The organism is Glutamicibacter sp. (assembly GCF_032154645.1).
Lineage (GTDB): Bacteria > Actinomycetota > Actinomycetes > Actinomycetales > Micrococcaceae > Glutamicibacter.
This window is the reverse complement of the sequence record NZ_JALDXV010000020.1, coordinates 41,830-65,731: the sequence shown is the minus strand read 5'-3', so window position 1 is coordinate 65,731 and position 23,902 is coordinate 41,830. Positions and strand designations below refer to the sequence as shown.

At 61.4% G+C, this 23,902-nt stretch carries 24 protein-coding genes; 15 read left to right on the top strand and 9 right to left on the bottom strand.

Going from position 1 to position 23,902, the window contains the following annotated elements:
* Window positions 1-279 precede the first annotated feature (279 nt).
* Both RUH64_RS14355 and RUH64_RS14350 read left to right on the top strand, forming a co-directional pair.
* Entirely contained in the window at window positions 280-498 is a 219-nt protein-coding gene (locus tag RUH64_RS14355) for an antitoxin (protein ID WP_313814284.1), read from the top strand.
* A gap of 188 nt (window positions 499-686) precedes the next feature.
* Entirely contained in the window at window positions 687-1,874 is a 1,188-nt protein-coding gene (locus tag RUH64_RS14350) for a benzoate/H(+) symporter BenE family transporter (RefSeq protein ID WP_313814281.1), read from the top strand.
* Window positions 1,875-1,898: 24 nt separating this feature from the next.
* Here the strand turns inward: RUH64_RS14350 and zapE are convergent, their stop codons facing one another.
* Window positions 1,899-2,939 (bottom strand): cell division protein ZapE, encoded by a 1,041-nt coding sequence (zapE, locus tag RUH64_RS14345; protein WP_313814279.1) that lies wholly within the window; start codon window positions 2,937-2,939, stop codon window positions 1,899-1,901.
* A gap of 210 nt (window positions 2,940-3,149) precedes the next feature.
* On the opposite strand from zapE, the gene RUH64_RS14340 reads away from it, so the two are divergent.
* From RUH64_RS14340 to ybaK, 3 genes are read left to right on the top strand one after another with little or no spacing between them, the layout of a single operon-like run.
* Window positions 3,150-4,064, top strand: coding sequence for a sulfurtransferase (locus tag RUH64_RS14340; RefSeq protein ID WP_313814277.1), 915 nt, complete (start codon window positions 3,150-3,152; stop codon window positions 4,062-4,064).
* Entirely contained in the window at window positions 4,061-4,501 is a 441-nt protein-coding gene (locus RUH64_RS14335; RefSeq protein WP_313814276.1) for a SufE family protein, read from the top strand. The genes RUH64_RS14340 and RUH64_RS14335 overlap by 4 nt, the downstream gene beginning before the upstream one ends.
* A 21-nt stretch (window positions 4,502-4,522) precedes the next feature.
* Window positions 4,523-5,026: a Cys-tRNA(Pro) deacylase gene (gene ybaK / locus RUH64_RS14330; protein WP_313814275.1), complete on the top strand. Its 504-nt coding sequence runs from the start codon at window positions 4,523-4,525 to the stop codon at window positions 5,024-5,026.
* A gap of 96 nt (window positions 5,027-5,122) precedes the next feature.
* Here ybaK and RUH64_RS14325 read toward each other — a convergent pair whose 3' ends face one another.
* On the bottom strand, window positions 5,123-6,346 hold the full coding sequence (locus RUH64_RS14325) for an alpha/beta fold hydrolase (RefSeq protein ID WP_313814273.1): 1,224 nt from the start codon (window positions 6,344-6,346) through the stop codon (window positions 5,123-5,125).
* A 61-nt stretch (window positions 6,347-6,407) separates the two neighbouring features.
* Between RUH64_RS14325 and msrB the strand changes: the two genes are divergently transcribed.
* The 8 genes from msrB to RUH64_RS14285 all read left to right on the top strand — a co-directional run bounded on the left by msrB (window position 6,408) and on the right by RUH64_RS14285 (window position 15,896).
* Window positions 6,408-6,830: a peptide-methionine (R)-S-oxide reductase MsrB gene (gene msrB, locus RUH64_RS14320; protein WP_313814271.1), complete on the top strand. Its 423-nt coding sequence runs from the start codon at window positions 6,408-6,410 to the stop codon at window positions 6,828-6,830.
* 148 nt (window positions 6,831-6,978) lie between these two features.
* The gene (locus RUH64_RS14315) at window positions 6,979-8,364 is read left to right on the top strand and encodes a DUF6421 family protein (protein WP_313814269.1); all 1,386 of its coding nucleotides are present in this window, start codon (window positions 6,979-6,981) and stop codon (window positions 8,362-8,364) included.
* A gap of 37 nt (window positions 8,365-8,401) precedes the next feature.
* Window positions 8,402-9,115 (top strand): SDR family oxidoreductase, encoded by a 714-nt coding sequence (locus tag RUH64_RS14310; RefSeq protein ID WP_313814268.1) that lies wholly within the window; start codon window positions 8,402-8,404, stop codon window positions 9,113-9,115.
* Window positions 9,116-9,241: 126 nt separating this feature from the next.
* Window positions 9,242-10,303: a low specificity L-threonine aldolase gene (locus RUH64_RS14305; protein WP_313814267.1), complete on the top strand. Its 1,062-nt coding sequence runs from the start codon at window positions 9,242-9,244 to the stop codon at window positions 10,301-10,303.
* 64 nt (window positions 10,304-10,367) lie between these two features.
* The gene (locus RUH64_RS14300; RefSeq protein ID WP_313814265.1) at window positions 10,368-11,006 is read left to right on the top strand and encodes a DUF3000 domain-containing protein; all 639 of its coding nucleotides are present in this window, start codon (window positions 10,368-10,370) and stop codon (window positions 11,004-11,006) included.
* A 48-nt stretch (window positions 11,007-11,054) separates the two neighbouring features.
* Complete coding sequence (locus tag RUH64_RS14295; protein WP_313814264.1) at window positions 11,055-12,302, top strand: HRDC domain-containing protein; 1,248 nt, start codon at window positions 11,055-11,057, stop codon at window positions 12,300-12,302.
* A 205-nt stretch (window positions 12,303-12,507) separates the two neighbouring features.
* Complete coding sequence (locus RUH64_RS14290) at window positions 12,508-13,758, top strand: acetyl-CoA C-acyltransferase (protein WP_313814263.1); 1,251 nt, start codon at window positions 12,508-12,510, stop codon at window positions 13,756-13,758.
* Window positions 13,759-13,769: 11 nt separating this feature from the next.
* A complete protein-coding gene (locus tag RUH64_RS14285) occupies window positions 13,770-15,896 on the top strand; it encodes a 3-hydroxyacyl-CoA dehydrogenase NAD-binding domain-containing protein (protein WP_313814262.1) in 2,127 nt (708 codons plus the stop codon).
* A 97-nt stretch (window positions 15,897-15,993) separates the two neighbouring features.
* On the opposite strand, the gene RUH64_RS14280 is transcribed toward RUH64_RS14285, so the two are convergent.
* A complete protein-coding gene (locus RUH64_RS14280) occupies window positions 15,994-16,356 on the bottom strand; it encodes a hypothetical protein (protein WP_313814261.1) in 363 nt (120 codons plus the stop codon).
* A 112-nt stretch (window positions 16,357-16,468) separates the two neighbouring features.
* Between RUH64_RS14280 and RUH64_RS14275 the strand changes: the two genes are divergently transcribed.
* Window positions 16,469-16,942, top strand: a complete 474-nt coding sequence (locus RUH64_RS14275) for a Rieske (2Fe-2S) protein (protein WP_313814259.1) — start codon at window positions 16,469-16,471, stop codon at window positions 16,940-16,942.
* A gap of 73 nt (window positions 16,943-17,015) precedes the next feature.
* Here RUH64_RS14275 and RUH64_RS14270 read toward each other — a convergent pair whose 3' ends face one another.
* Window positions 17,016-17,990: an aldo/keto reductase gene (locus tag RUH64_RS14270; protein WP_313814257.1), complete on the bottom strand. Its 975-nt coding sequence runs from the start codon at window positions 17,988-17,990 to the stop codon at window positions 17,016-17,018.
* 135 nt (window positions 17,991-18,125) lie between these two features.
* Here RUH64_RS14270 and argG point away from each other — a divergent pair, with 135 nt between their 5' ends.
* Window positions 18,126-19,553 carry an argininosuccinate synthase gene (argG, locus tag RUH64_RS14265; protein WP_313814256.1) on the top strand — a complete coding sequence of 476 codons (1,428 nt, stop codon included), beginning with the start codon at window positions 18,126-18,128 and terminating at the stop codon, window positions 19,551-19,553.
* Between the two features lie 110 nt (window positions 19,554-19,663).
* Here the strand turns inward: argG and RUH64_RS14260 are convergent, their stop codons facing one another.
* Genes RUH64_RS14260 through dxs form a run of 5 tightly spaced genes read right to left on the bottom strand, consistent with a single transcriptional unit; the run spans window position 19,664 to window position 23,694 of the window.
* The gene (locus RUH64_RS14260; RefSeq protein ID WP_313814254.1) at window positions 19,664-19,999 is read right to left on the bottom strand and encodes a hypothetical protein; all 336 of its coding nucleotides are present in this window, start codon (window positions 19,997-19,999) and stop codon (window positions 19,664-19,666) included.
* Window positions 19,996-20,505 (bottom strand): GNAT family N-acetyltransferase, encoded by a 510-nt coding sequence (locus RUH64_RS14255; protein WP_313814252.1) that lies wholly within the window; start codon window positions 20,503-20,505, stop codon window positions 19,996-19,998. The genes RUH64_RS14260 and RUH64_RS14255 overlap by 4 nt, the downstream gene beginning before the upstream one ends.
* 11 nt (window positions 20,506-20,516) lie before the next feature.
* Window positions 20,517-21,086 (bottom strand): hypothetical protein, encoded by a 570-nt coding sequence (locus RUH64_RS14250; protein ID WP_313814251.1) that lies wholly within the window; start codon window positions 21,084-21,086, stop codon window positions 20,517-20,519.
* 59 nt (window positions 21,087-21,145) lie between these two features.
* Window positions 21,146-21,730, bottom strand: coding sequence for a DUF402 domain-containing protein (locus RUH64_RS14245; RefSeq protein ID WP_313814250.1), 585 nt, complete (start codon window positions 21,728-21,730; stop codon window positions 21,146-21,148).
* Window positions 21,727-23,694 (bottom strand): 1-deoxy-D-xylulose-5-phosphate synthase, encoded by a 1,968-nt coding sequence (gene dxs / locus RUH64_RS14240; protein WP_313814248.1) that lies wholly within the window; start codon window positions 23,692-23,694, stop codon window positions 21,727-21,729. The genes RUH64_RS14245 and dxs overlap by 4 nt, the downstream gene beginning before the upstream one ends.
* Window positions 23,695-23,902 lie beyond the last annotated feature (208 nt).

The following is a 23,902-nucleotide window of genomic DNA, read 5'->3' as shown; positions in this document are numbered from 1 at the left end:
CAACCTTGCCAAGGTTGAGGTCGCGAGTTCGAACCTCGTTGACCGCTCCAAATAAATTTGGGATCTACATTTTGATGTGGGTCCCAAATTTTTTATGTCCTCACGAGCGCCCTCGACTCGGTTCGTGACAAATGGACTATTCAAACACTATTTCGTTAGTAGTGACAACCGCCATAACACGCCCGGGATTTAATGAGCCCTACACAATCAGTGATTGAAGTTTTAGGATGGGTTGCAGGAAGAGGGCAAAAGGCCCTCCGCGTTGAAGGGAGGTGTCCGTTGGCAGGTTTTGACGAGCTCAAGGGCAAGGTTGAAGGACTGGCACAGCAGGCCGGAGACTTTGCGGGCCAGAATTCTGAAGCGATTTCAGATGGCATCGGAAAAGCCGGAGACTTCATCGACGAAAAGACCGGCGGCCAGTACGCCGATCACGTCGACGGCATCCAGGAAGGTGCACAGAACCTCTTGGACGGTCTCGGCAACAAGGATCAGGCCTAACGGACAGTCGTTAGAGCTTCGGTCTTGCCCGTAGCGCGTAGGAAAGCGTCACCCAGACAGGGTGGCGCTTTTCTAGTTAACCCTTGCTTCTTTGTCCCGTCGGTTCAGCGCCGCTATCCCCTCCTGCACTCGGGTCACACATGACTCTTAATTTCGCGTCGCGATCTGGGGCAAGATAGAAAATATACATGGCACATCAAAGTTCTGACATCTCAAAGTTACCCAGAGAGGCAGTACTTGCTGGCTTCATCACCACGATGGTCGGCTTCACCTCATCCTTCGCAGTGGTGCTCACCGGATTATCGCAGGCTGGAGCCAGTGATAGTCAGGCCTCATCAGGATTGTTGTCATTGACGTTTCTGGTGGGTGTTGCCTCCATAGTGCTCTCCCTGCGGCATCGCATCCCCATCACCGTTGCATGGTCGACACCGGGTGCGGCGCTACTTGCAAGCCTCAGCGTGGGCAGCTTTAGCTTCGCGCAATCCGTCGGTGCGTTCATTGTCAGCGGCCTGCTCATCGTATTGACCGGTTTGATCCCAATTCTGCAGAAATTGCTCAGCGCCATTCCGGTGCCGATTGCGCAGGCAATGCTCGCAGGAATCCTTATCCCGCTGTGCCTCAAACCTTTTCTTGCGCTCGGGACGATCCCGCTTGCTGCTACGGTCATCCTTTTAGTTTTCGTTCTGGGCCTGCGCTTCGTTCCGCGCTACGCGGTGGCACTGAGCATGGGAGCGGCACTGGTGTACGGGCTGATCCACATCAGCCGTACCGGGACATGGTCAATGGTTCAGCCGCTGCCCAGCATTGAATTTGTCGTTCCAGAGTTTTCATGGCAGGCCATCGCCAGTATCAGCCTGCCATTGTTTATCGTCACCATGGCTTCGCAGAACATTCCAGGTGTGGCGGTCATGTCGTCCTTTGGATACGCCACTCCCTGGCGTTCAAGCATGGTGGCCACCGGGGTCGGTTCTGCGGCCGGCGCCTTATTCGGTGGACACGCAATTAATCTTGCAGCGATTTCAGCTGCCCTTGCCGCAGGTGAGGGTGCTGGAAAAGATCCAAGGCAGCGATGGAAAGCCTCGGCGTTCTCAGGCGTGTTCTACCTGATCTTTGCCACAGGTTCCGCTTTACTGGCGTCACTTGCGATGCTCTCCCCCGCAGGGCTTTTCGAAGCCGCTGCCGGTCTTGCCTTGCTGGCTACCCTGAGCAATGCCATGCGCGGTGCTATGAAGGAACCGCGGTGGCAGCTCAGTGCCTTGGCCACCATGCTCGTGGCGGCGGGTAATGTGACGCTCTTTGGCATTGGCGGGGCGTTCTGGGCCTTGCTCATTGGACTGTTAACGCACATCATCGCCGAACGGATTGCTCGGCGATGATGTGGGGGTGTCAATAGCTTCCCGCTAGAGGGTTGTTTCTCCAATCTGGCCTTCACGGGCCAGTGCGGTCAGTCGTGAAACTGCACGGAAATACTTCTTCTGATAGCCGCCGGCCATCATCTCGGCGGTAAATAGTTCGCTGAACGGCTTGCCGGAGGCAACGATCGGCACGTCCTTGTCATACAGGCGGTCTGCAAGCACCACGAAGCGCAGGGCAATGGCCTGGTCGGTGATGGTGTCGACGTTATGCAATACCAGAACGTCGGCTTCCGAGATCAGCTGGCGGTAGCGGGATGGGTGGACCTTGGACAGGTGGGCCACCAATTCTGCGAAGTCATCGACCGCCAACGTCTTTTCCGGGTAGCGCTCTTCGGCGTAGGTTTCGATCTTCGCGTCATCCAACGGCTCCGGCGCATCCGGCAGGCCTCGGTGGCGGAAGTCTTCACCCTCGACGCGGTGAACCTCAAACTGCTCCGACAGCGTTTTGATTTCGCGCTGGAAATCAACGGCGGCAAAACGCCCCTCGCCCAAAGCACCGGGCAGGGTATTGGAGGTAGCTGCCAGCTTGACGCCTGCATCAGAGAGCTCACGCATGAGTCGGGACATCAGCACGGTGTCTCCCGGATCATCCAGTTCGAATTCATCGATGCATACCAGGCTGTACTGGCTGAGCACGTCAACGGTTTGGCGGAATGAGAGCGCGCCGACCAGGTTGGTGTACTCGACGAAGGTTCCAAATGCCTTGCGCCCTGGGGCTGCATGCCACAGCGAAGCGAGCAGGTGAGTCTTGCCCACGCCAAAACCGCCGTCAAGGTAGATGCCGTTCTTGGTTTCCTTCTTCTTGCCGAAGAGCTTGGAGATGAACGATCCGGAATTCGACTTTCCCACGGTCTCAGCGAAATTCTGCAGCTTGGTGACAGCCTCGGTTTGCGATGGCTGGTTGGGGTCCGGATGGTAGGTATTGAAGGACACTTCCCCAAAGCGATATGACGGATGGAATCCGGCCAGCAGTTCTTCAATAGACAGCTGCGGTGTGGTCTCGCTCAGGTGTGTGATCGTCGCCATTGGCTTGGGGGATCCTTCGTTTGAATGCTCAGATGATCGAGGGTCGCCGCTGGCAGGCCCAACGGCCAGTTTACCTTGGATGACGCTGGATCATGGCGAAATGTCATAGCTCACACAGTGGTGATGGGCCCGGAGCACTAGTCTAGAAGTAGAGCAAGCAATGGGCGGGAACACCCGTCACACCGACACATGCAAGGAACGTGATTCAAAATGCCATTGCCCGTCGAGTCCAACGAGAAGTATGCGGCATACGCTCATCCCGAGCGTTTGGTTTCCACCCAGTGGGTGGCGGAGAACCTCAATGCAGACAACTTGGTCGTTCTGGAATCTGATGAGGACATTCTGTTGTATGCAACGGGGCATATCCCCGGTGCGCAGAAAATTGACTGGCACACCGAGCTGAACGATGAAGTGACCCGCGACTACGTCGATGGTGAAGGCTTCGCCAAGTTGCTCTCCTCCAAGGGAATTTCACGTGACACCACCGTGGTCATCTACGGCGACAAGTCCAACTGGTGGGCCGCCTACGCGCTGTGGGTCTTCACCTTGTTCGGTCACGAGGATGTTCGCCTGATGGATGGCGGCCGTGACAAGTGGATCGCCGAGGGCCACGAGTTGAGCACCGAAAAGCCTGCCGTCACCCCGAGCGACTACCCGGTAGTTGAACGCCGCGACGACGAGATCCGTGCCTTCCTCCCGCAGGTCCTGCAGCACCTGGGCAACCCCTTGATTGATGTGCGCTCTGCCGAAGAGTACTCCGGCGAGCGCACCCACATGCCTGCCTACCCTGAGGAGGGTGCATTGCGCGGCGGACATATCCCGAGTGCCGCATCGGTGCCATGGGCCAAGGCCGCCGCCGAGGACGGGACCTTTAGGACGCGTTCCGAGCTGGAAGCCATTTACCTTGACGGTGCTGGGCTGAAGCCCGGCGATGATGTGGTCGCCTACTGCCGTATCGGCGAGCGTTCGAGCCACACGTGGTTCGTGCTCAAGCACCTGCTTGGTTTTGAATCGGTGCGCAACTACGACGGTTCGTGGACCGAATGGGGCAACGCTGTCGGCGTGCCGATCGTCCGCGGCGCAGAAAAGGGCGAAGTTCCAGCAAAGCGAGGTGCACGAGCATGAGTTCTGTCCCCAGTGAACTGACCGACATCATCGACGAGTTCAGCGAAGTTCCCGAGGCTGAACGTTTGGAGCTGCTCCTGGAGTTTTCGCGCGAGCTGCCAGAACTCCCCGAGCGCCTGGCTGAACACCCTGAGCTGTTGGAGCAGGTTGTTGAATGCCAGTCGCCGCTATTTTTGGTGGTTGAAGTATCTCAGGAGGCGGGCAACCCGGTCGCGCTCTTCTTCTCCTCTCCCCCGGAAGCTCCGACCACCCGCGGCTTCGCCTCGGTGCTCGCCGCCGGGCTGGACGGCGCCGACGCGGCATCGATCCTTGCCGTGCCGGATGACATGCCGCAGCAGCTGGGTTTGACTCGCGCGCTCTCACCATTGCGCATGCGTGGCATGACCGCCATGCTTGGCCGCATCAAGCGCCAGATTACTGAGCAGCTAGCCGCCTAGCGGGAAGAAGTACTGAGGTTTATGGGAAAGAACAAGCAAGCGGCTTCGACTCCTGCTACTGCCGCGCTGGATGCCGCGGGCATTGCCTATACAGCTCACCACTATGTGCATAGCGACTCGGCCGAAAGCTATGGCGGCGAAGCCGCCGAGCAGCTGGGAGTCGATGGCGCTCGGGTATTCAAAACCCTGATGGTCTCCACAGGTGCTACCGCCTCCCAGGAGCTGGCGATTGCCGTGGTGCCGGTGGATTCTATGTTGGATCTCAAGGCTGTGGGAGTTGCCCTTGGCAAAAAGAAGGCACAAATGGCGGACAAGGGCGCTGCCCAACGACGCAGCGGCTACGTCCTTGGCGGAATATCGCCTTTTGGGCAGAGGCAGCAGTCGGCGACGGTGATTGATGCAAGTGCCCAGCTGTTTGATACTGTCTTCATCTCAGGTGGCCGACGTGGCTTCAGTCTTGAGATTGCTCCACAGGATGTTGTCAGGGCGACCGGGGCAACCGTGGCTTCCATCGCTGTTCATTAGATGAGCAAAAGCTCGGGTGGGGACATTGTTCCCCACCCGAGCTTTTACTGTGTCGGGGCAGCTACATTACTTGGCGCTGCGCAATCCGTGCTACCACTACATTACTTGGCGCTGCGCAATCCGTGCTACCACAAACTCGCTGACCGCGCTTTCGAAGAGCTGCGGATCTACATTTGGTTCTCTGGTGTGCCCCGCCTTGGTGAAGGTTTTCAGGTTGACCAGATCCGGTCGAAGGGCCGCGAGTTTCAAGCTGGGTCCGTTGGGGACGAATTGGTCGTCCCGGCTATGCATCAAGAGGATCGGATGGGTGAGTTCGTCGGCGCGGTCCACCCAGTTCAATCGCTTCAGGTTTACCGGCGCCGCCTGTCCGGTGATCCAACGTCCTGCCTTGTTGGACAGCAGCCACTGTCCGAAGTGTCCCACCGACCGTGGAATCTTGTTGGCCCGCGCCTGATGCGAGAGCACGTCGACCCAGTTGATGACCGGCCCCACGAGCATCAATGCGTCAATATCCTGCCCTAGTTCCGACCGGTCCGCCATCTGCAGGCTGATGGCCCCACCCATCGACCAGCCCAAGAGCATGATCTGGCGTGCACCGTGATCTTGCGCGTACTTAACGGCTGCCTGAACGTCCAACCATTCGGTATCGCCCAGCCCATAGCGTCCATCCGGACCAGTGGGCGCCGTTCCGTCATTCCGATAGCTCATCAGCAAGGTGGTGACCCCAACCTTGGCCAACGCGGGCAGCGCCCTGATGGACTCGTTGCGCCGGGCACCACGCCCATGGACCCCGATGACCCAGACGTCTTGGTGCTGCGTTCCTCGTACCAGCCAGGCCGGGCCCTCACCGATTTCCAGGTCAATGACGACGTCTTCGGCGGTGAAGCCGAGGTCGGAGGGGTGTTCGTACATTGCGCCCGAGAGGTATCCTCGCCTTACTCCGTCGAGCGAGCCGCGGTAGACCTGTTCGATGCGCCGAGCGACCAGCTTCGGCTTTCCATCAACCTCGCGCGGCGGCGATAGTCGAACCGCACAGGCATCAAATTCGGCCAGGAACGTGCATCCGCCTGGTTCGATGGTTTCCGAATCGCGGCCAAGATGCATCCACAGTTGCCCCTGCTCGTCGGTAACGATCTGCTTGACTGCTGCGTTCTGGGCTCTGCGCTCTTCGGGGGTGACAACGCGGCGGGCGAAGTACCCTGCAAGTGCCGAAACACTGGCGGCGACAAGCGAACCGGCGGCGACGCCAAGGCCGACACCGACGATGGTGGCGGGGACTGTCTTACGTGGTTCGAGTTTGTCGACGATTTTCCGAGGCATATTTTCATCATTCCAGAAGTGCGGTTGGGAATCATACCGCCGCGGTTGTAGTTTCCTTAGTATGAACGAAATTCCAAATCCTGAATCAGCTGGCGCCGAAGAGATCGATTGGCGCACCGTACTTTCGCCCGAAGAGTTCCACGTGTTGCGCCAGGCCGGGACCGAGCGCCCTTTCACCGGCGAATATTGGGACACCACCACCGAGGGCGTCTATTCATGTCGGGCCTGCGGGGCCGAGCTCTTTGCCAGCACCACGAAGTTCGATGCAGGTTGCGGCTGGCCATCCTTCTTTGCCCCGCTGGCCGAAGACCGGGTCCGGTACATCACGGACGAATCGATGGGTATGAAGCGGGTTGAGGTCCGCTGTGCCAACTGCGATTCCCATATGGGCCATGTCTTTGAAGGCGAGGGCTTTGGTACGCCGACCGACCTGCGCTATTGCATGAATTCGCTCAGCCTGAAGCTGCGTAAGGCCCAGGACTAAACAGCGCTGTAGGTGAAGCGATCTACATCACCCTATGAATAAGAGCTCCTTATTCACTGACCTCTCAGAGTTACTTTTTCTTTCGATAGGCGTAGCGTTCTAATCAAGCAACTGAACGCTGCCCTACCGAAGAAGAAGGTGTACCGAGATGACCCAGATTTCCACCAAGCCAGTGGCTACCAGTCCAGAAGACGCACAGCGCATCGCCAAGTCCGACGCATGGCTGAAGCTCAAGGCTGCAGCCAGCGAATTCCAGGGTCTGCAGGTCAAGGACGGCTCGCTGGCCGATCAGGCCACTGCCCCGCGCGCCGCTGAGCTGGTCGCCACGGTCATCGACTCCATCAAGTCCCTGCGCGGCTTCTTCGAGCACGATGCAGCCTACCTGGACAAGCTCGTGATCGACCTGCAGAACTGGTCCGATGCGGGCTTCGGCGTTCCGGACTTCCTTGATTCCCTCATGGAATTCCAGCCGCAGACCCAGCGCGTCGACGGACTGATGCACCTGGTCGTCTTCCCGATGTACACCCAGAACGGCTCCACCAACCGACACCTTGAAGCCGTGTTGATCCAGGTCATGTGGCCGGAGTTCATCGCCGCACTGGAAGAGGGCGAGTACTCCAACAAGCTGTTCGTCCCGCTGCGTTTCATTGATTTCACCACGGGCTATGACACCAACTCGGCGGTGCTCTTCCCCGAGTCGGTTGCCATCCGCGAAACCCCATCCTTCACCTGGGGCGCAATTTTCCAGGACCGCGAAGCCGTACGCTTCCGCAAGGTGCTCAAGGATGCCACCGCGATCACCAACCTACAGCTGCCGGAGGACGCCGCTCAGCTGCTCGAAGATCAGAAGCTGACCGAAGAAACCTTCATCATGTGGGACCTGATCCACGACCGCACCCACATGCGCGGCGATCTGCCATTCGACCCGTTCATGATCAAGCAGCGCATGCCGTTCTTCCTGTACTCCCTGGAAGAGCTGCGTTGCGACCTGACCGCCTTCCGCGAATGCGTCAAGATCGAAAACGATCCAGCCAGCGACGAGCGCACCGCTAAGACCGCCAAGCTGGTCCAGTACGCGGTAATCTTCGACCGCATCTTCCGCTTCGCCATCACCGGTTCGCGCGTGCGCAACTACGACGGCCTGGGCGGACAGCTGCTCTTCGCGTGGATGCACCAGAACCACGTATTGCACTGGACCGACACCAAGCTGGCCATCGATTGGGCCGAAGTTCCCGCCGTGGTTTCCGCACTGGGCGACGCCATCGACGAGCTGTACTGGAAGTCCATCGACCGCCCGAAGCTGGCCCACTGGCTGGCTGCCTACGAGCTGGTCTCGGCTACCGTGACCCCCAACCCGGCTTCGGTATGGGCCAAGGGTCCGGACGCACTGCCGCTGACCGCTCCACTGCGCGAAATCACCGATCAGGTCATGGACGATGAGTTCCCGCTGTCGATGTTCTACGAGGCACTGTCCAAGAAGATGACTGAAACCATCGAGTCCACCCGCGGCATGACCGGCGCCACCGAAATCTAGCCAGTCAACCCAGGCAATCTTGATCTAGGCTAGGTACGTGAGCGAACAAACTAAGTCCCAGAACGAGCCCAAGCGCCGGGCTCCAGTAGTGCTGATTGCCGGGGCCACCTCAGCTTCCGGCGTCGCCTGCGCGAAAGCGCTGATCGACGCCGGAGCCAAGGTGCTCGCGGTGGGAAGCGACGCAGATCGACTGGTCGAACGCATGCCGCGCGCGGCAATGCGCTACCAGTGCGATCTCACCGACTACGCCGCCGTAGAACATCTGCGCGACACCATCCACGACCAGCACGGCACGGTGGACGTCCTGTTGCACCTGGTGGGCGGCTGGCGCGGGGGCAAATCGATCACCGGGCAAAGCGATGAGGACTGGTACTTCCTGCATGACAGCGTGATGACCACCCTGCGCAACACCACCCGGTTGTTCGTTGACGATCTGGTAGCTTCCCCGGCTGGACGACTGGCGATTGTCAGCTCCGAATCGGTGATGAACCCTACTCCGTCGAACGCGAACTACGGTGCGGTGAAGGCGGCGGCAGAACACTGGGTCAACGCCATCGCCCGTTTGTTCACCAAGCAGGCGCCCCAGTCGGCAGCCCTCAGCTGGGTTGTCAAGGCGCTGACCGACAAGTCCGCCGACGATGCACCCGCCGGCTACACCCCCGTCAGCTTCCTCGCCACAGCGGCCGTCGAACTGCTGGAACCCGAGGCGGCCAAGCTGAACGGCACCCGCGTCGCATTGCCCAAGGCCTAAGAGCTCATCAGCCCGTTACCGTATGGCGGTACCGGGCTGATTGGCGTCTTACCCCTTACCCCGGCGCCGCACTGACAAAAAATTTTCGGTCCCCACGGGGACACAACCATTGAAGGAACTTCCACGATGACCCTGAGCCACGACACCTCCCTGCGCGGATTCGCATCGGATAACTACTCGGGCGTGCACCCGCGCATCCTCGACGCGATCTCCCGCGCCAACGGCGGACACCAGATCGCCTACGGCGAAGACCAGTACACCGAACGTCTCGACGAGGTGGCCCGCGAGCTGTTCGGCGAACAGGCTGCGATCTTCCCGGTATTCAACGGCACCGGCGCCAACGTCACCGCGCTGATGTCGCTGCTGCCGCGTTGGGGAGCAGTCATCTGCGCCTCCAGCGCCCACATCAACGTCGACGAGAACGGCGCCCCTGAACGCGTCGGCGGTTTCAAGCTGCTGCAGGTGGACACTCCCGACGGCAAGCTGACCCCGGAACTGATCGACCAGGAGGCCTGGGGCTGGGGCGACGAGCACCGCGCCCAGCCGCTGGCTGTATCGATCACCCAGGCCACCGAGCTGGGCACCGTGTACACGCCGCAGGAAATCAAGGCGATCACCGATCACGCACACAAGCTGGGGATGATGGTGCACCTCGACGGTTCCCGCCTGGCCAATGCTGCAGCCTCGCTGGGCGTCGAGCTGCGCGAGCTGACCACCGATGCCGGCGTTGACATCGTCTCCCTGGGCGGCACCAAGAACGGCATGCTGGCCGGAGAAGGCATCCTGACGCTGCGCAGCGAGCTGGCCGCCGACATGAAATACCTGCGCAAGATGAACATGCAGCTTGGTTCCAAGATGCGCTTCATCTCGGCCCAGTTGATCGAACTATACGGCACCGGGCTGTGGCGCGAGCTTGCAGGCCATTCAAATTCGATGGCTGCCAAGCTCTCGGCGGCCGTGCAGCAGATCGACGGCGTCGAACTGGTCTACCCAACCCAGGCCAACGGCGTGTTCGCCCAGCTGCCCAATGAGGTCAGCGACAAGCTGCGCGAATCCTTCCGCTTCTACGATTGGGACCGCGCAGCGGGCCAGGTGCGCTGGATGTGCTCCTTCGACACCTCCGAAGCCGACGTTGACGCCTTCATCGCCAAGCTCGGCGAGCTGCTGGGACAGCACGTCGCAGCGTAGTCGACGGGGCGAGGCTCGGCGCGCCGTACCGCACCAGCGGTGCGGCGCGCTTTAGACTCGCACTGTGACCAATGAACGCCCTGCCGCAGCGATCCCGCCGGCCTTCGCCCTGGCCCTTGAGGAGTTGTCCCAGGCCAAGGTCCGCAAAGAGCTTCACTTCACCGAAATTCCTGCCCCCGGCCGGCTCGCCCCGTTCGCCCTGGCACTCAGCGGCGACGTCTTGGAGTCCGCGGTGCCCGGCCATGGAAGATCCAACAAGGAACTGGGCCGCACCCCCTTCCTGAAACCCGCAGAGCAGCTTGCCACCGGCAGATTCATCCTGCTCTTCGACCCTGCCGGACAGGAATTGTGGGGCGGGCAGTTCCGCATCGTCACCTACATCCGCGCCCGGCTCGAAAATGAGATGGGGCAGGACAGCATGCTCGCCTCCGTCGCATGGAGCTGGCTGGAAGAGACGCTGAGCGAAAGAAACGCGCGGTACCATTCCGCCGGCGGCACCGCGACCCGCGTCATCTCCGAGTCCTTCGGCAACCTCGTCGGGGAGCAGGACTACATCGACATTGAACTGCGCGCCTCCTGGTCCCCCGACCCGGAAAACCTCGGCGTCCACCTCAGCGCCTGGGCGGACATGGTCTGCACCTTTGCGGGCCTGCCGCCGCTGCCCGAGGGTGTTCAGCAGCTGCCGTTCCGCCGCCTGAGCTGACGCGTGCACGGCACCGCGGAGTGGAGTCGGACTTAGAATGGAAGCACCATGAGCAATCCTGAACATCACTCGTCCACCGCAGCGGCAGCAGCGCCTGCCCAGGAACCCGAACTCATCCCGCTCAACTCCCCCAGCGAAGGCATCCCTGAGGTCATCGCGACCGCACCGGCCCTGCAGCGGGCGGTGCGAGCCCTGCAGCAGGGCAGCGGCGACCTTGCCGTCGACACCGAACGCGCCAGCGGCTTCCGCTATGGGCAGCGCGCGTTTTTGGTGCAGATCCGCCGCGAAGGCGCAGGCACCTGGCTCATCGATCCCGAAACCCTGGACGATCTGTCTCCCCTGGTTGACTTCGCCAATGAACACCCCTGGATCCTGCATGCTGCCACCCAGGATCTGCCGTGCCTCAATGAGCTGGGCATGAACCCGGTCTCGCTCTTCGACACCGAGCTGGCGGGCAGGCTTGCAGGATTCCCGCGCGTCTCCCTGGGCACCATGGTCGGGGAACTGCTCGGGCTCAAGCTTGCCAAGGAGCATTCCGCGGTGGACTGGTCGACCCGCCCGTTGCCCGAGTCCTGGCTGAACTATGCCGCCCTGGACGTCGAGGTGTTGGACGCGCTGCGCGGCAAGATCACCGAGGTGCTTGAGGAGCAGGGCAAGCTTGAGTTCGCCCGTCAGGAATTCGACTACGAACTGCACATGCCGGCCGCTGCCCCGGTGTCTGAGCCATGGCGCAAGCTTTCAGGCATCAGCAAGATTAAGAGCCGGCGCAACCTTGCCGTGGCCCGCGAGCTGTGGACCTCGCGCGAATCCCTGGCCCAGAGCCGGGACATCGCTCCCGGGCGCTTGCTGCCGGATAAGGCGATTATGGCAGCCATCGACTTCCGGGCTAGCTCGGTCCCCGCCCTGCTCCAGATCCCCGGATTCCATGGGCGTAGCGCCAAACGCGATGCTCCGCGCTGGCTTGATGCGGTGCAGCGCGGGCGCAGCACCCGGGAACTTCCCGAGCTGCGGGTTGACAAACCGGGCCTGCCGCACCACCGCTCATGGGTGGAAAAGAACCCGCAGGCGGCCGCCCGCCTTGCCCTGGCCAAGGACGTGGTGAGCGCCGTCAGCGAAGAGTGGAACATTCCCGGCGAAAACCTGCTCACCCCCAAGTTCCTGCGCGAGCTGTGCTGGAACCCGCCCACGGTGCTCAGCGAAGGTTCGGTCGATGAGGCCCTCGGGACGATGGGCGCACGCCCCTGGCAGCGCGAGCTGCTTTCTCACCGCCTCGCCGCGGCGTTCAAGCAAAAGTAGGCCGCCCGCGCCTGCCGAACATGCCGCCGGAAACTCCCGTGACAAGGAGTTTCCGGCGGCATTTTTTCGCTTCTCCCGGGTGCGTGACACCGCCCACTTGCACTTCAAGTTACTCATGAGTAACGTATGTTCTGGGTCACAGTGATCGTGGCCACTGCGGCGCCGATGGCGGCGCAGACTGAACTACCTTCCTAGGAGTCCGACGGTGAGTGTCAATGCCTCGACGGAGCACGATAACGTGCGCAGCCTGCTCGACGACCGCGACGTCGTCTTCATCGACGGGGTACGCACCCCATTCGGCAAGGCCGGAGAAAAGGGGATCTACCACGGCACGCGCGCTGACGACCTGGCGGTGAAGGCGGTCCGCGGCCTGCTGGAGCGCAACCCACAGGTGCCGGCGGAGAAGATCGACGAGATTTCGCTGGCCGCCACCACGCAGACGGGCGACCAGGGCCTGACCATCGGCCGCACCGTTGGCCTGCTCTCCGGCATTCCGAAGTCGGTTCCGGGCTACGCCATCGACCGCATGTGCGCCGGTGCCATGACCGCGGTAACCACCACCGCGGGCGGCATCGCCTTCGGCGCCTACGACGTCGTCGTGGCCGGCGGCGTGGAGCACATGGGCAACCACCCCATGGGCGCAGGCGCTGATCCCAACCCGCGCTTCATGAGCGAACGCATCGTCGATCCCCAGGCGCTAAACATGGGCAATACCGCGGAGAACCTGCACGACCGCTTCCCTGCCATTACCAAGGAACGCGCTGACCGCTACGCGGTGTCCTCCCAGCAGAAGCTTGCCCAGGCCTACAAGAACAACCAGATCCAGCCGGATTTGATCCCGGTAGCGGCGAAGCGACCGGAAGAAGGCTGGGCGGTCAACACCGTGGATGAGCCTCCGCGGCCCAGCACCACCATGGAATCCCTGGCCGATCTGCGCACCCCTTTCCGTGCCCACGGCCGGGTGACGGCAGGCAACGCCGCGGGCCTGAACGACGGGGCCACCGCAGCCATGCTCGCCAGCGGGCAGGCGGTGCGCGAATTGGGGCTGACGCCGAAGATGCGTATGGTCTCCTTCGCCTTCGCCGGCGTGGAACCGGATGTCATGGGCTATGGCCCGGTGCCGGCCACCGAGAAGGCGCTGGCCAAGGCGGGGCTGGGCATCGAGGATATCGGACTGTTTGAAATCAACGAGGCCTTCGCCGTGCAGGTGCTCTCATTCCTCGACTTCTACGGCATCGATCAGGAAGACCCTCGGGTGAACCGCTATGGCGGAGCGATCGCGGTGGGCCACCCGCTGGCTTCCTCCGGCGTTCGACTGATGACCCAGTTGGCGCGGCAGTTCTCCGAAGACCACACCGTGCGCTACGGCATCACCACCATGTGCATCGGCCTGGGCATGGGCGGCACCGTGATCTGGGAAAACCCCAACCACGCAGACTTCGGCACCAAGGCTTAAGGACCAGAACCATGACTTCAGCTATCACCCCAGATTTCGCCGGCGTTGCAGCGTTGATGCACGACGAAACCATCACCCATTCCCTGGTCAAGGACGTGGCCCTGCCCAGCGGAAAGACCCTCGCCTTGCTGACCCTGGACAACGGGCTTGACCACCGCAAGCCGACTACGCTCGGCCCCAACGGGCTGATCGAACTGCACGCGGCGCTTCAAGTTCAGGCGCAGCGTGCCAAGAACGGCGAAATCCATGCGCTGGCCATCACCGGCAAGCCCTACTTCCTGATTGCCGGGGCCGACCTGTCGGCGGTCACCCGGTTGAGTGCACCCAGCCAGGCGGCGGCCATGGCGACCCTGGGCCACCAGGCCTATGACCTGCTCGCAGATCTGGGCGTGCCCACCTTTGCCTTCATCAACGGCCTGGCTCTGGGCGGCGGCCTGGAAATCGCCCTGGCCTGCACCTACCGCACGGTCAGCACCGCCGCCGGCGCGCTGGGCCTGCCCGAGGGTTTCCTTGGCCTGATCCCGGGATGGGCGGGAGTCTACCGCCTGCCGCGCCTGGTCGGTCCGGAAAACGGGTTGAAGGTCATGATCGAGAACCCGCTGAACAACAACCGCACCCTCTCGGGGCCAGCGGCCTTCAAGATGGGCGTTGCCGATGCCATCTTCGAACCGGCCGACTTCATCGAGCACTCCATCGCCTTCGCCGACGGCGTGCTGACCGGCGCCCACGAGGTCAAGCGCCCTAACGCCGTAGACCCCACGGATCCAGAGGTGGCACGCCGCTGGCTCGACGCCGCCGACGCAGCTGAAAAATTCGTCGACGCCAAGCTGTCCGGGGCGGCCCCTGCCCCGTATAAGGTGCTGGAGGTATTCCGCAAGGGCCTGACGCTGACCCAAAAGGAATCGGCGCAGCTGGAAATCGAGGCACTGACGGGCCTGATGAACACCGCGCAATTCCAAAACACCGTCTACGCGTTCCTTGATCTGGTCCAGAAGCGCGGCAAGCGTCCGGCCGGCGCACCCGATGCAAAGCTTGCGCGCCCGGTGACCAAGGTCGGCGTGGTGGGCGCGGGCTTGATGGCAAGCCAGCTGGCCCTGCTGTTCGTGCGACGCCTGAGCGTGCCGGTGGTCATCACCGATCTGGATCGGTCGCGCATCGACAAGGGACTGGCCTACATCCACGGTGAGATCGACAAACTTCACGCCAAGGGCCGTATGAGCCAGGATGCGGTGAACCGCGCCAAGGCACTGGTTTCCGGTTCGGTCACCAAGGAAGCCTTCGCCGACGCGGACTTCGTCATCGAGGCAGTCTTTGAAGAGCTCAACGTCAAGAAGCAGGTCTTCGCCGAGGTTGAGGCGGTCGTCTCCCCCGAGTGCGTGCTTGCCACGAACACCTCTTCGCTCTCGGTCACCGAAATGGGCCGAGATCTCAGGCACCCCGAGCGCCTGGTAGGCTTCCACTTCTTCAACCCGGTGGCGGTCATGCCGCTGCTGGAGATCGCGTCGACCGAATGGACCAGCGATGCGGCGCTGTCCACGGCTTTCGTACTGGGCAAGGCACTGAAGAAGACCACCGTGCGCACCGAAGATTCGGCGGCATTCGTGGTCAACCGTGTGCTGCTTCGCCTGATGAGCGAGGTGCAGGCCGCCTTCGACGAAGGCACCGATGCCCATACAGCTGACACCGCGCTGGCACCAATGGGCCTGCCCATGACGCCGATGACTCTGCTGGCAATGGTGGGACTACCGGTTGCCCAGCATGTCAACGAATCCCTCAACGCGGCCTTCGGCGAGCGTTTTGCCGTTTCGCAGAACCTGCAGAATTTGGTTGATGCGAAGATCACCAGCCTGTGGGTCGCAGACGAGCACGACGCCCAAATCTTGAACCCGGAAGCTGCCAAACTCATGAGCTTCGGCGACAAGCCGTCAACCAAGGAGCAGATCCTTATTCGGGTCCAAGATGCACTGGCTCAGGAAATTGGGCTGCTTCTGGCAGAAGGAGTCGTAGCCGAGGCTGCAGACGTTGACCTGTGCATGATCACCGGCGCCGGTTGGCCGATGCACCTAGGCGGCATCACCCCGTACCTCGATCAGGTTGGAGCCTCCGAGCGGGTCAATGGAAAGAAGTTCAACAACTAGTTCGCCAAGGTTTTCGCGCCGCGCCTCCCTGAGCGGTGCGAATGACGACGGGGCGGCACTCATTGTCCGGTGGGTGCCGCTTCGTTTTGCCTTGCGACTACCTGAGTTTGAATTCCTCCGGCGGCTGGTGATCTTCTGTTAGTTCCGTCAGCGGGGTCAGGGCCGCGAGGCTGTTGTCGGTAAACGCGGTAGATGCACCCTGGTCTGCAGAGCCGGTCATCAGGCTCCCATAGGATTGACCATCGGCGGCCATGGGGTCCCGTACATAGTGCGTCTTGTGCGGACCCGGGCCGCGAAGCAAACGGATTGCGGCGGCGATGACAAACAACCCTGCCAGCAGCCAGTAGCCCCAGGGGCCGAAGGCTCTCCACGGCGAGTCATCCGGCTGCGAAATCAGAAACATCAGACCACCGAGAATCGTTATCCCGCCGACGGTCCACAAGATTCTTTTCAGCTTCATGGCATCGCCTTTCTCCGATACTCAGCAGTGTAGCCACTGTCGACGGTTAAGTCTTTGGACTGCCCTCTACCGGCTAAGCGAAGGCACAGCTTGATCTGAAATAATGGGGCTCATGACTGACTTTGCCAAACCAGCTCGACGCACCTTCATGTGTGCCTCCGCCGCTCTCGGCTCGGCAGCACTTTTGACCGCCTGCGGCGACGGCCACTCCGAAGCCGAAACTCCCGAAGCCAAGGACATCCCGACTCCCAGCGGCGAGGGTCAGGCGTTGATGAAGGAAGCGGACCTGCCCGTTGGTTCACGAGCCTCGGCTCCCGCAACCCGTCCCAATGGCGAAAAGGCAGCCGTGCTCATCTTCCGCCAGGACGATAAGACGGTGCTTGCCTACTCGAATAAGTGCACCCATCAAGGCTGCGCGGTGTCCCCGAAGTCTGATAAGAACGACTTTTACTGCGCCTGCCATGGTTCGCGCTTTGAGCCAAAGGACGGCACGGTCATCGCCGGACCGGCAAAGTCTGCTTTGACCCGCTACGCGGCGGAAATCAAGGGCAAGGACATCGTCGTCTACGTGACCGATGAGACCTAGGCACTTCATTTGCCAAGCAAACTTCAGGCCAGAAACCGCAGGGGTTTCTGGCCTGAGCTTTAGCTCCGGTGCATTAGAACAATGCAATCTTCTGCGCCGGAGGGAAAATCTCGTCCAGCTGCGCCCGCTCGTTCTCGGTGGGAATCCACCGCACCGCCTGCGCGTTGGCAATGACCTGCTCCACCCTGGTGGCCCCGGCAATCACCGAAGCCACCGGATGCTGTGCCGCCAGCCAGGAAAACGCGAGTTCCACGGGGCTCAGCTCGCGATCTGCGGCAAATGCGGCATAGGCAGCGAGCTGTTCAAAGTCGCTGTCTTGCACCAGGTGTTGGCGCGAGTGGGTGAGCCGGCTTCCGGCAGGAGCCTGGCCTTTGCCGTATTTGCCGGTGAGCAGCCCGTTGGCCAGCGGGAAGTACGGCAGCACCCCGAGTCCAAGTTCTGCGGCTGCTGGAAGCACCTCCAATTCGGCCCGGCGATCCAAAAGATTGTAGTGGTTCTGCGCGGAAATGAATTTCTGCGTACCAAGCTCCTTGGCCAGGTAGTGGGCCTGGGCGATCTGCCACCCCGCACGGTTCGAGTGGCCGATGTAGCGAACCTTGCCGCTATTGACCAGTTCATCCAATGCCCCCAGCGTTTCGTCAATCGGGGTGTTGGGATCCGGTGTGTGGAATTGGTACAGGTCGATGTATTCGGTTCCCAAACGGGTCAACGAGGCCTCAACCGCCTTGACGATATATCGGCGGGAGCCTCTGGCGACGTAATCGGGCCCATTGACACCCTGCATGTCCATGCCGAACTTCGTGGCCAGGATGATGTCATCTCGCCGCGCTCCCAGCGCCCTGCCCAGCCGGGTTTCCGAGAGTCCCGGTTGTTTGCCGTAGGTGTCGGCCACATCAAAGAAGGTGATCCCTGCATCAAGGGCGGCGTGGATCACAGCGTCGGTGCCTTCCTGGGACTCGGTGGCAGTTCCGGCACGCCCCAGGTTGTTGCATCCAAGGCCAACCACTGAAACCTGCAGGCCGCTGCGGCCCAACTGGCGCATTTCCATTGTTGCTCCTTCTTAGTAATTGCATGCAGTACTTCGCTGAATGCGCTTCTCCCCATAGGCTATCTGTTAGGACTTCGTACAAAGAATTCCCCGTACGATTCACTACTATGCATATTTATCCATTAGGATGGGAACATGTCTAAAGTTCTTACCAATCTTCCTGTAGGTGAACGCGTTGGTATCGCGTTCTCCGGTGGCCTCGACACTTCCGTCGCAGTAGCCTGGATGCGCGACAAGGGCGCCATCCCATACACCTACACCGGCGACCTCGGCCAGTACGATGAGCCTGATATCGATGCGGTACCGGGTCGCGCGCTGGAATACGGTGCAGAGAACTCCCGCTTGGTTGACTGCAAGCCTGCACTGGTCGAAGAAGGCTTCGCCGCTCTGGCCACCGGTGCCTTCCATATCCGCTCCGGCGGAAAGTCCTACTTCAACACCACTCCACTGGGTCGCGCCGTCACCGGCACCCTGCTGGTCCGCGCCATGCGCGAGGATGGCGTCGATGTCTGGGGCGACGGCTCAACCTACAAGGGCAACGACATCGAGCGCTTCTACCGCTATGGCCTGATGGCCAACCCGAAGCTGCGCATCTACAAGCCATGGCTTGATCCGAACTTCGTTGCAGAACTGGGTGGACGCCAGGAAATGTCCGAGTGGCTGCAGGCCCACGGCTTCCCCTACCGCGACTCGGCCGAAAAGGCCTACTCCACCGATGCGAACATCTGGGGCGCAACCCACGAAGCCAAGACCCTTGAACTGCTCAACAGCTCGATCGAAAACGTCGAACCGATCATGGGCGTCAAGTACTGGGACGAGAACGTAGAGATCAAGTCCGAGGATGTCTCGATCACCTTCTCCGCCGGACGCCCGGTGGCGATCAACGGCAAGGAATACGTTGATCCGGTGGCACTGGTCAACGAGGCGAATATCATCGGCGGACGCCACGGCCTGGGAATGAGCGACCAGATCGAGAACCGCATCATCGAGGCAAAGTCCCGCGGCATCTACGAGGCTCCTGCCATGGCGCTGCTGTTCATCGCCTACGAACGGCTGGTCAACGCAATCCACAACGAGGACACCGTTGCCAGCTACCACAACGAGGGCCGCCGCCTCGGCCGCCTGATGTACGAAGGCCGCTGGCTGGACCCACAGGCACTGATGCTGCGCGAATCGCTGCAGCGTTGGGTTGGCTCCGCAATCTCCGGCACCGTAACCATCCGCCTGCGCCGCGGTGATGACTACACGATCCTGGACACCGTGGGCAAAAACCTGAGCTACCACCCGGACAAGCTGTCCATGGAGCGCGTCGGCGATGCAGCCTTCGGTCCGGTGGACCGCATCGGCCAGCTGACCATGCGCAACTTGGATATCGCCGATTCCCGGGGCCGCCTGGAGCAGTATGCTTCGCTGGGCCTGGTCGGTGGCACCACTGCCAAGCTGGTTGGTTCACTGGAAGCTGGCGGAGCCAACGACATCGTTGACGCCACCCCGGTGGACGGCAGCGAGCTCGCTACTGACCGCGCCAACGAGGCAGCTGCCTTCGACGCCGGCACCGACTAGCAGCTCTATGTATAAACCAATGGTCCTCGAGGAATTTTCCTCGAGGACCATTGGTTTATCTACGATCAATTTTTCTGCCTAGCCCCGCAAGGGCTGCCCGGCGGACCTAATTAGCCTTCGATCAGGGCCAGCAGCGGTGCCACTGCCACGGTAAAGCCGATCAGCGATACCAGACGGAGGATCAAACGGACCCGTGCACCGGAAGCGCTTTGCGGATCGGGCAGCCTAAAGCCCTGCTCGACAACCCAGGCTGCGATGGCTACAAAGACACCGGCGAGAGCCAGCTTCGCGGGCATGACCTGCGAGAACAGCGAGGTAATCCCGATGCCGATAATGACGCCTACACATGCCTGGAACACCAAATGCAACGGCGTGCGGGTGGCGCCGATGCGTGTGCCCTTGCGCTTGGCCCCGGGAGTGTCGTCCCTGTCTTCTTGAGGAATCATTGGTCCCTTGTTTCTATCTCGAAGGTTGTCGTTTCCAACGCCGAGTCGCGTTCGTCGATCTCACGGCTGAAAAGGATGCCCTCTCCACCGGTGAATCGCACCGATCCGAAAGCCGCAGCTCGTGCCAGTTCGCTGAACCCCATGGAACGCTGCAAGGAGATCGAAGCGGCATTCCCGGCGTTGACGATGCAGAATACCTGCCTCGCCCGCGGGGCAACCCAGGCCAGCCGTGCTTGGGTCAGGCGTTGGGCGAGGCCCAATCCCTGAAATTCAACCGCTACTTCAACGCCGCCCAGGTAATAGCCCGCAGGCGCGACGGGGTCTGTTGGATCCCAGAAATGTGCGCGGGCCCAGGCAACCAGGTCGCCGTCCCCGGTCACCACCGCCAGCCTGCATTCATCCACACCCCACCGCCCTGGATCGCAGCGGCGGCCCAGGGAATCAGAGAGTTGGATGACGTTGGCGAAGTCTTCCTCGCGCAGCGTTCGAATGCTGAATGCCGGCAATGGTCTCGGTACTAGTTCAGGCTAAAGGGCTTGGCAGGCAGCGGGTACGCCATGCGTGCGTTGTCCACCGCGTCGTAGTCGGCGGTAGCGATGCTCATCTTCGTGAAGTCCAACTTTGCCTCGCGAATGCAGACCTTGATGGCGTTGACTGCAAGCTTGGGGGCCGGGGAAAGGATGCGGATATTCAGCTTGCGGTTGCCGAAGTCGCTGGACTCAACGGTGCCCAACCCGCGCCATGCAAGGTGTCCGGTAAGCGCCTCCGTCGCCTTCTTTTCCAGGTAGTGGTCGCGCTCGGTGCCGTTGGCGCTCTTCAACGCGTACTGCACGATGACCCATGACTGGTCTTCCTCGGCAATTTCGGCATAGCCTTCGGCCTGGCAGGTTTCCATGAAACCAGTGAACAGCTCGTCGGCGCGGTCTGCAGTGACATCCAGGACCTCATTGGTCTTGGACATGTGCCCCACGGTGCCGTGGTTGATCACGAACTGACCGAGCTGATCGTCGTCGAACTGCTGGAACCACGCTTCGCGGAACAGCAGTTCATTCTTTTCATTGAGACGGTAGGTGCGGATAATTGCCATCTTTTTCCCCTCGGGTTAGGTGGTCTTGATGTATCTAAAGCTTGATCATGCGGTGCGGATCATGGCAGCCGGGCAGCCTTGGCCAGCCATTGGGCACGGTATGCATGGTTGAACGGGGCGTGGTCCGCGGCAACCTGCGTCAACAGGCGCTCACTTTCCCGGCGGATCGAATCGATGAGCTCCTGCGGATAATTCATTTCTCCGCTGTGCACCGCGAACTCGTCCTCATCGTCGAGGAAGGTCCCCTGGCTGTGTGAGCGAATGACATCCAGGTCGAGGTCGATGGAGTTCACCTCCCAGGCGCCGCGCTTCATCTGCTGCCACCCGATGTTGCTGGCGAGATCGATGTACACGTCGAAGTCTTCGGCCTCGTCGTTGTACAGCGTCGCCACCCACTGGCCTTCGTGCGGGATCAGGCACAGGGCGTCGCACGGTGCAATATGCGCGGTCGAAGGCCGGGCGATCAAGGATCCGGCAGGCTGGTGAATCCAGTGCCCAAACTCGTCCTGACCCAAGTAGAATCCGGGCACCACCCAGTGCGAGGCGCCGTTGTATTTCCAGGCGCGGGCGACGATCAGCGCACCGAACTCCGGGTTGTCCGGTTCGCGGGGAAGGTCGGTGAGGTACCCCAGCTGCACGCTCACAGCTTGGGGATCTGTCCGGTAGGCAGTTCCTGACCCGGCAGCGGTCGGGCGAACGGCACCTTGGTGCCCAAAACCTGCGCGAGCGTATCCCGCGCTACCTGCTGGGCGGTCAAGCCCACGCGTTCAAGCACCTGATCGCGTGAACCATGGGTGAGGAATTCGGTGGGCAGGCCTACTTCATTCAGCGCGGTATCCACGCCGGCCGCGCGCATTTCGGTGCGCAGTCGCGAGCCGACGCCCCCGGCGCGCACACCGTCTTCGATGCACACCACGATGCGGTGGCGGGCTGCCAGGGAAATCACCGATTGCGGCATCGGAAGAACCCAGCGCGGATCGATGACAGTTACCGAGACCCCCTGGCTGTTCAGCCGCTGAGCCACGTCCAGCGACAGCTCGCTCATGGCTCCCACGGAGATAATCAGCACGTCCGGTGCCGCACGGTCTCCCAACCGGGCAAGAACATCCACACCGTCGGGAAGGCGGTCGATGGCCTCGACTTCTTCACCGACCGAGCCCTTGGAGAAGCGCACCACCGTCGGTGCGTCCTTGACGTCCATGGATTCGCGCAGTTCTTCGCGCAGGCGGGTGGCATCGCGCGGGGCAGCCAGGCGAAGGTTCGGGACGATCTGAGTCAGCGCCATGTCCCACATGCCGTGGTGGCTTGGACCGTCGGGGCCGGTCACCCCGGCGCGGTCCAAGACGATGGTGACCCCTGCCTTATGCAGGGCGACATCCATCAGCAGCTGGTCGAAGGCTCGGTTCAGGAACGTCGCATACACGCAGACCACCGGATGCAGTCCGCCAAATGCCAGGCCGGCCGCGGTGGTCATTGCATGCTGTTCCGCAATGCCCACGTCGATCACGCGCTCCGGGTGGGCTTCGGCCATCTTCTGTAGGCCCACCGGCAGCAGCATGGCACCGGTAATTGCGACAACGTCTTCACGCTCATCGGCGATCTTCGCAATTTCCTCGCCGAACACGCTGGTCCAGCTTTGGGCGCTGGAGGTTGAGATTGGCTTGCCGGTAGTCGGGTCGATCACGCCGACGGCATGAAACTGATCTGCCTCGTCGGCGAGCGCCGGGGCGTATCCGTGGCCCTTTTCGGTCAGGGCGTGAACCAGCACCGGCCCACCGTACTGCTTGGCCTGCTGCAGTGCTTCTTCCACCGCTGCGAGGTTGTGACCGTCGATGGGGCCGATGTATTTGATGCCGAGGTCCTCGAAGAGGCCCTGCGGCGCCCACCAGTCCTTGATGCCCTTCTTCGTAGCATGCAGCGACTTATAGGTGAAGCTCCCGACCGGCCCAGAATCCTTGAGCTTGTCTTTGAGCTTGTCCATGGCGTTTTCGTACGCCGGGTGCGTGCGCACCTTGTCCAGCTGCTGACGCAGGCCCGACAGCTGATTAGCTAGGCCGCCGATGGTCGGTGCGTAGGATCGGCCATTGTCGTTGACGACGATAATTGCCTTGCGGTCCTTGTCTCCGGCAATGTTGTTGGCCGCTTCCCAGGCCATGCCGCCGGTCAGCGCCCCGTCGCCGACCAGTGCCACAGCGTAACGGTCGTCGAGGCGGCGCAGCTTGTTGGCGCGGGAAATTCCGTCGACCCACGACAGGGACGAGGATGCGTGGGAAGATTCCACGATGTCGTGTTCGGACTCGCCGCGGTCGGGGTAGCCAGAGAGGCCGCCCTGTTGACGCAGGGTCTTGAAGTCCTGTCGCCCGGTGACCAGTTTATGGACGTAGGATTGATGTCCCGTGTCGAAAACGATGGAATCCTTGGGCGATTCGAACACGCGGTGGATGGCCAGGGTCAGTTCCACGACACCGAGATTCGGGCCGAGGTGGCCTCCCGTGCGGGCAACATTGGCGATGAGAAATGCACGGATTTCTGTGGCGAGCTCGGTGAGTTGTTCGGGGGTGAGCGCCCGAAGGTCGCCTGGTTTCTTTATGGTCTCTAGCAAAGACACAGTCATCCCCTTCACATAATTGCCGAACTTCGGCACAGCAAGCCGGTGCGAAACATCAATTCTATCTCGCGCGCAACCATTTCCATTATCGTCCACCTTGGGGTTGGAACCAATTTTCAGGCAATGACATTGGCTACTGCCCGAAGTTCGCGGTTGCGGGAGCAGAAAAGAAACTAGAATCCAAAGACGTACAGCTCTTTCAACATTT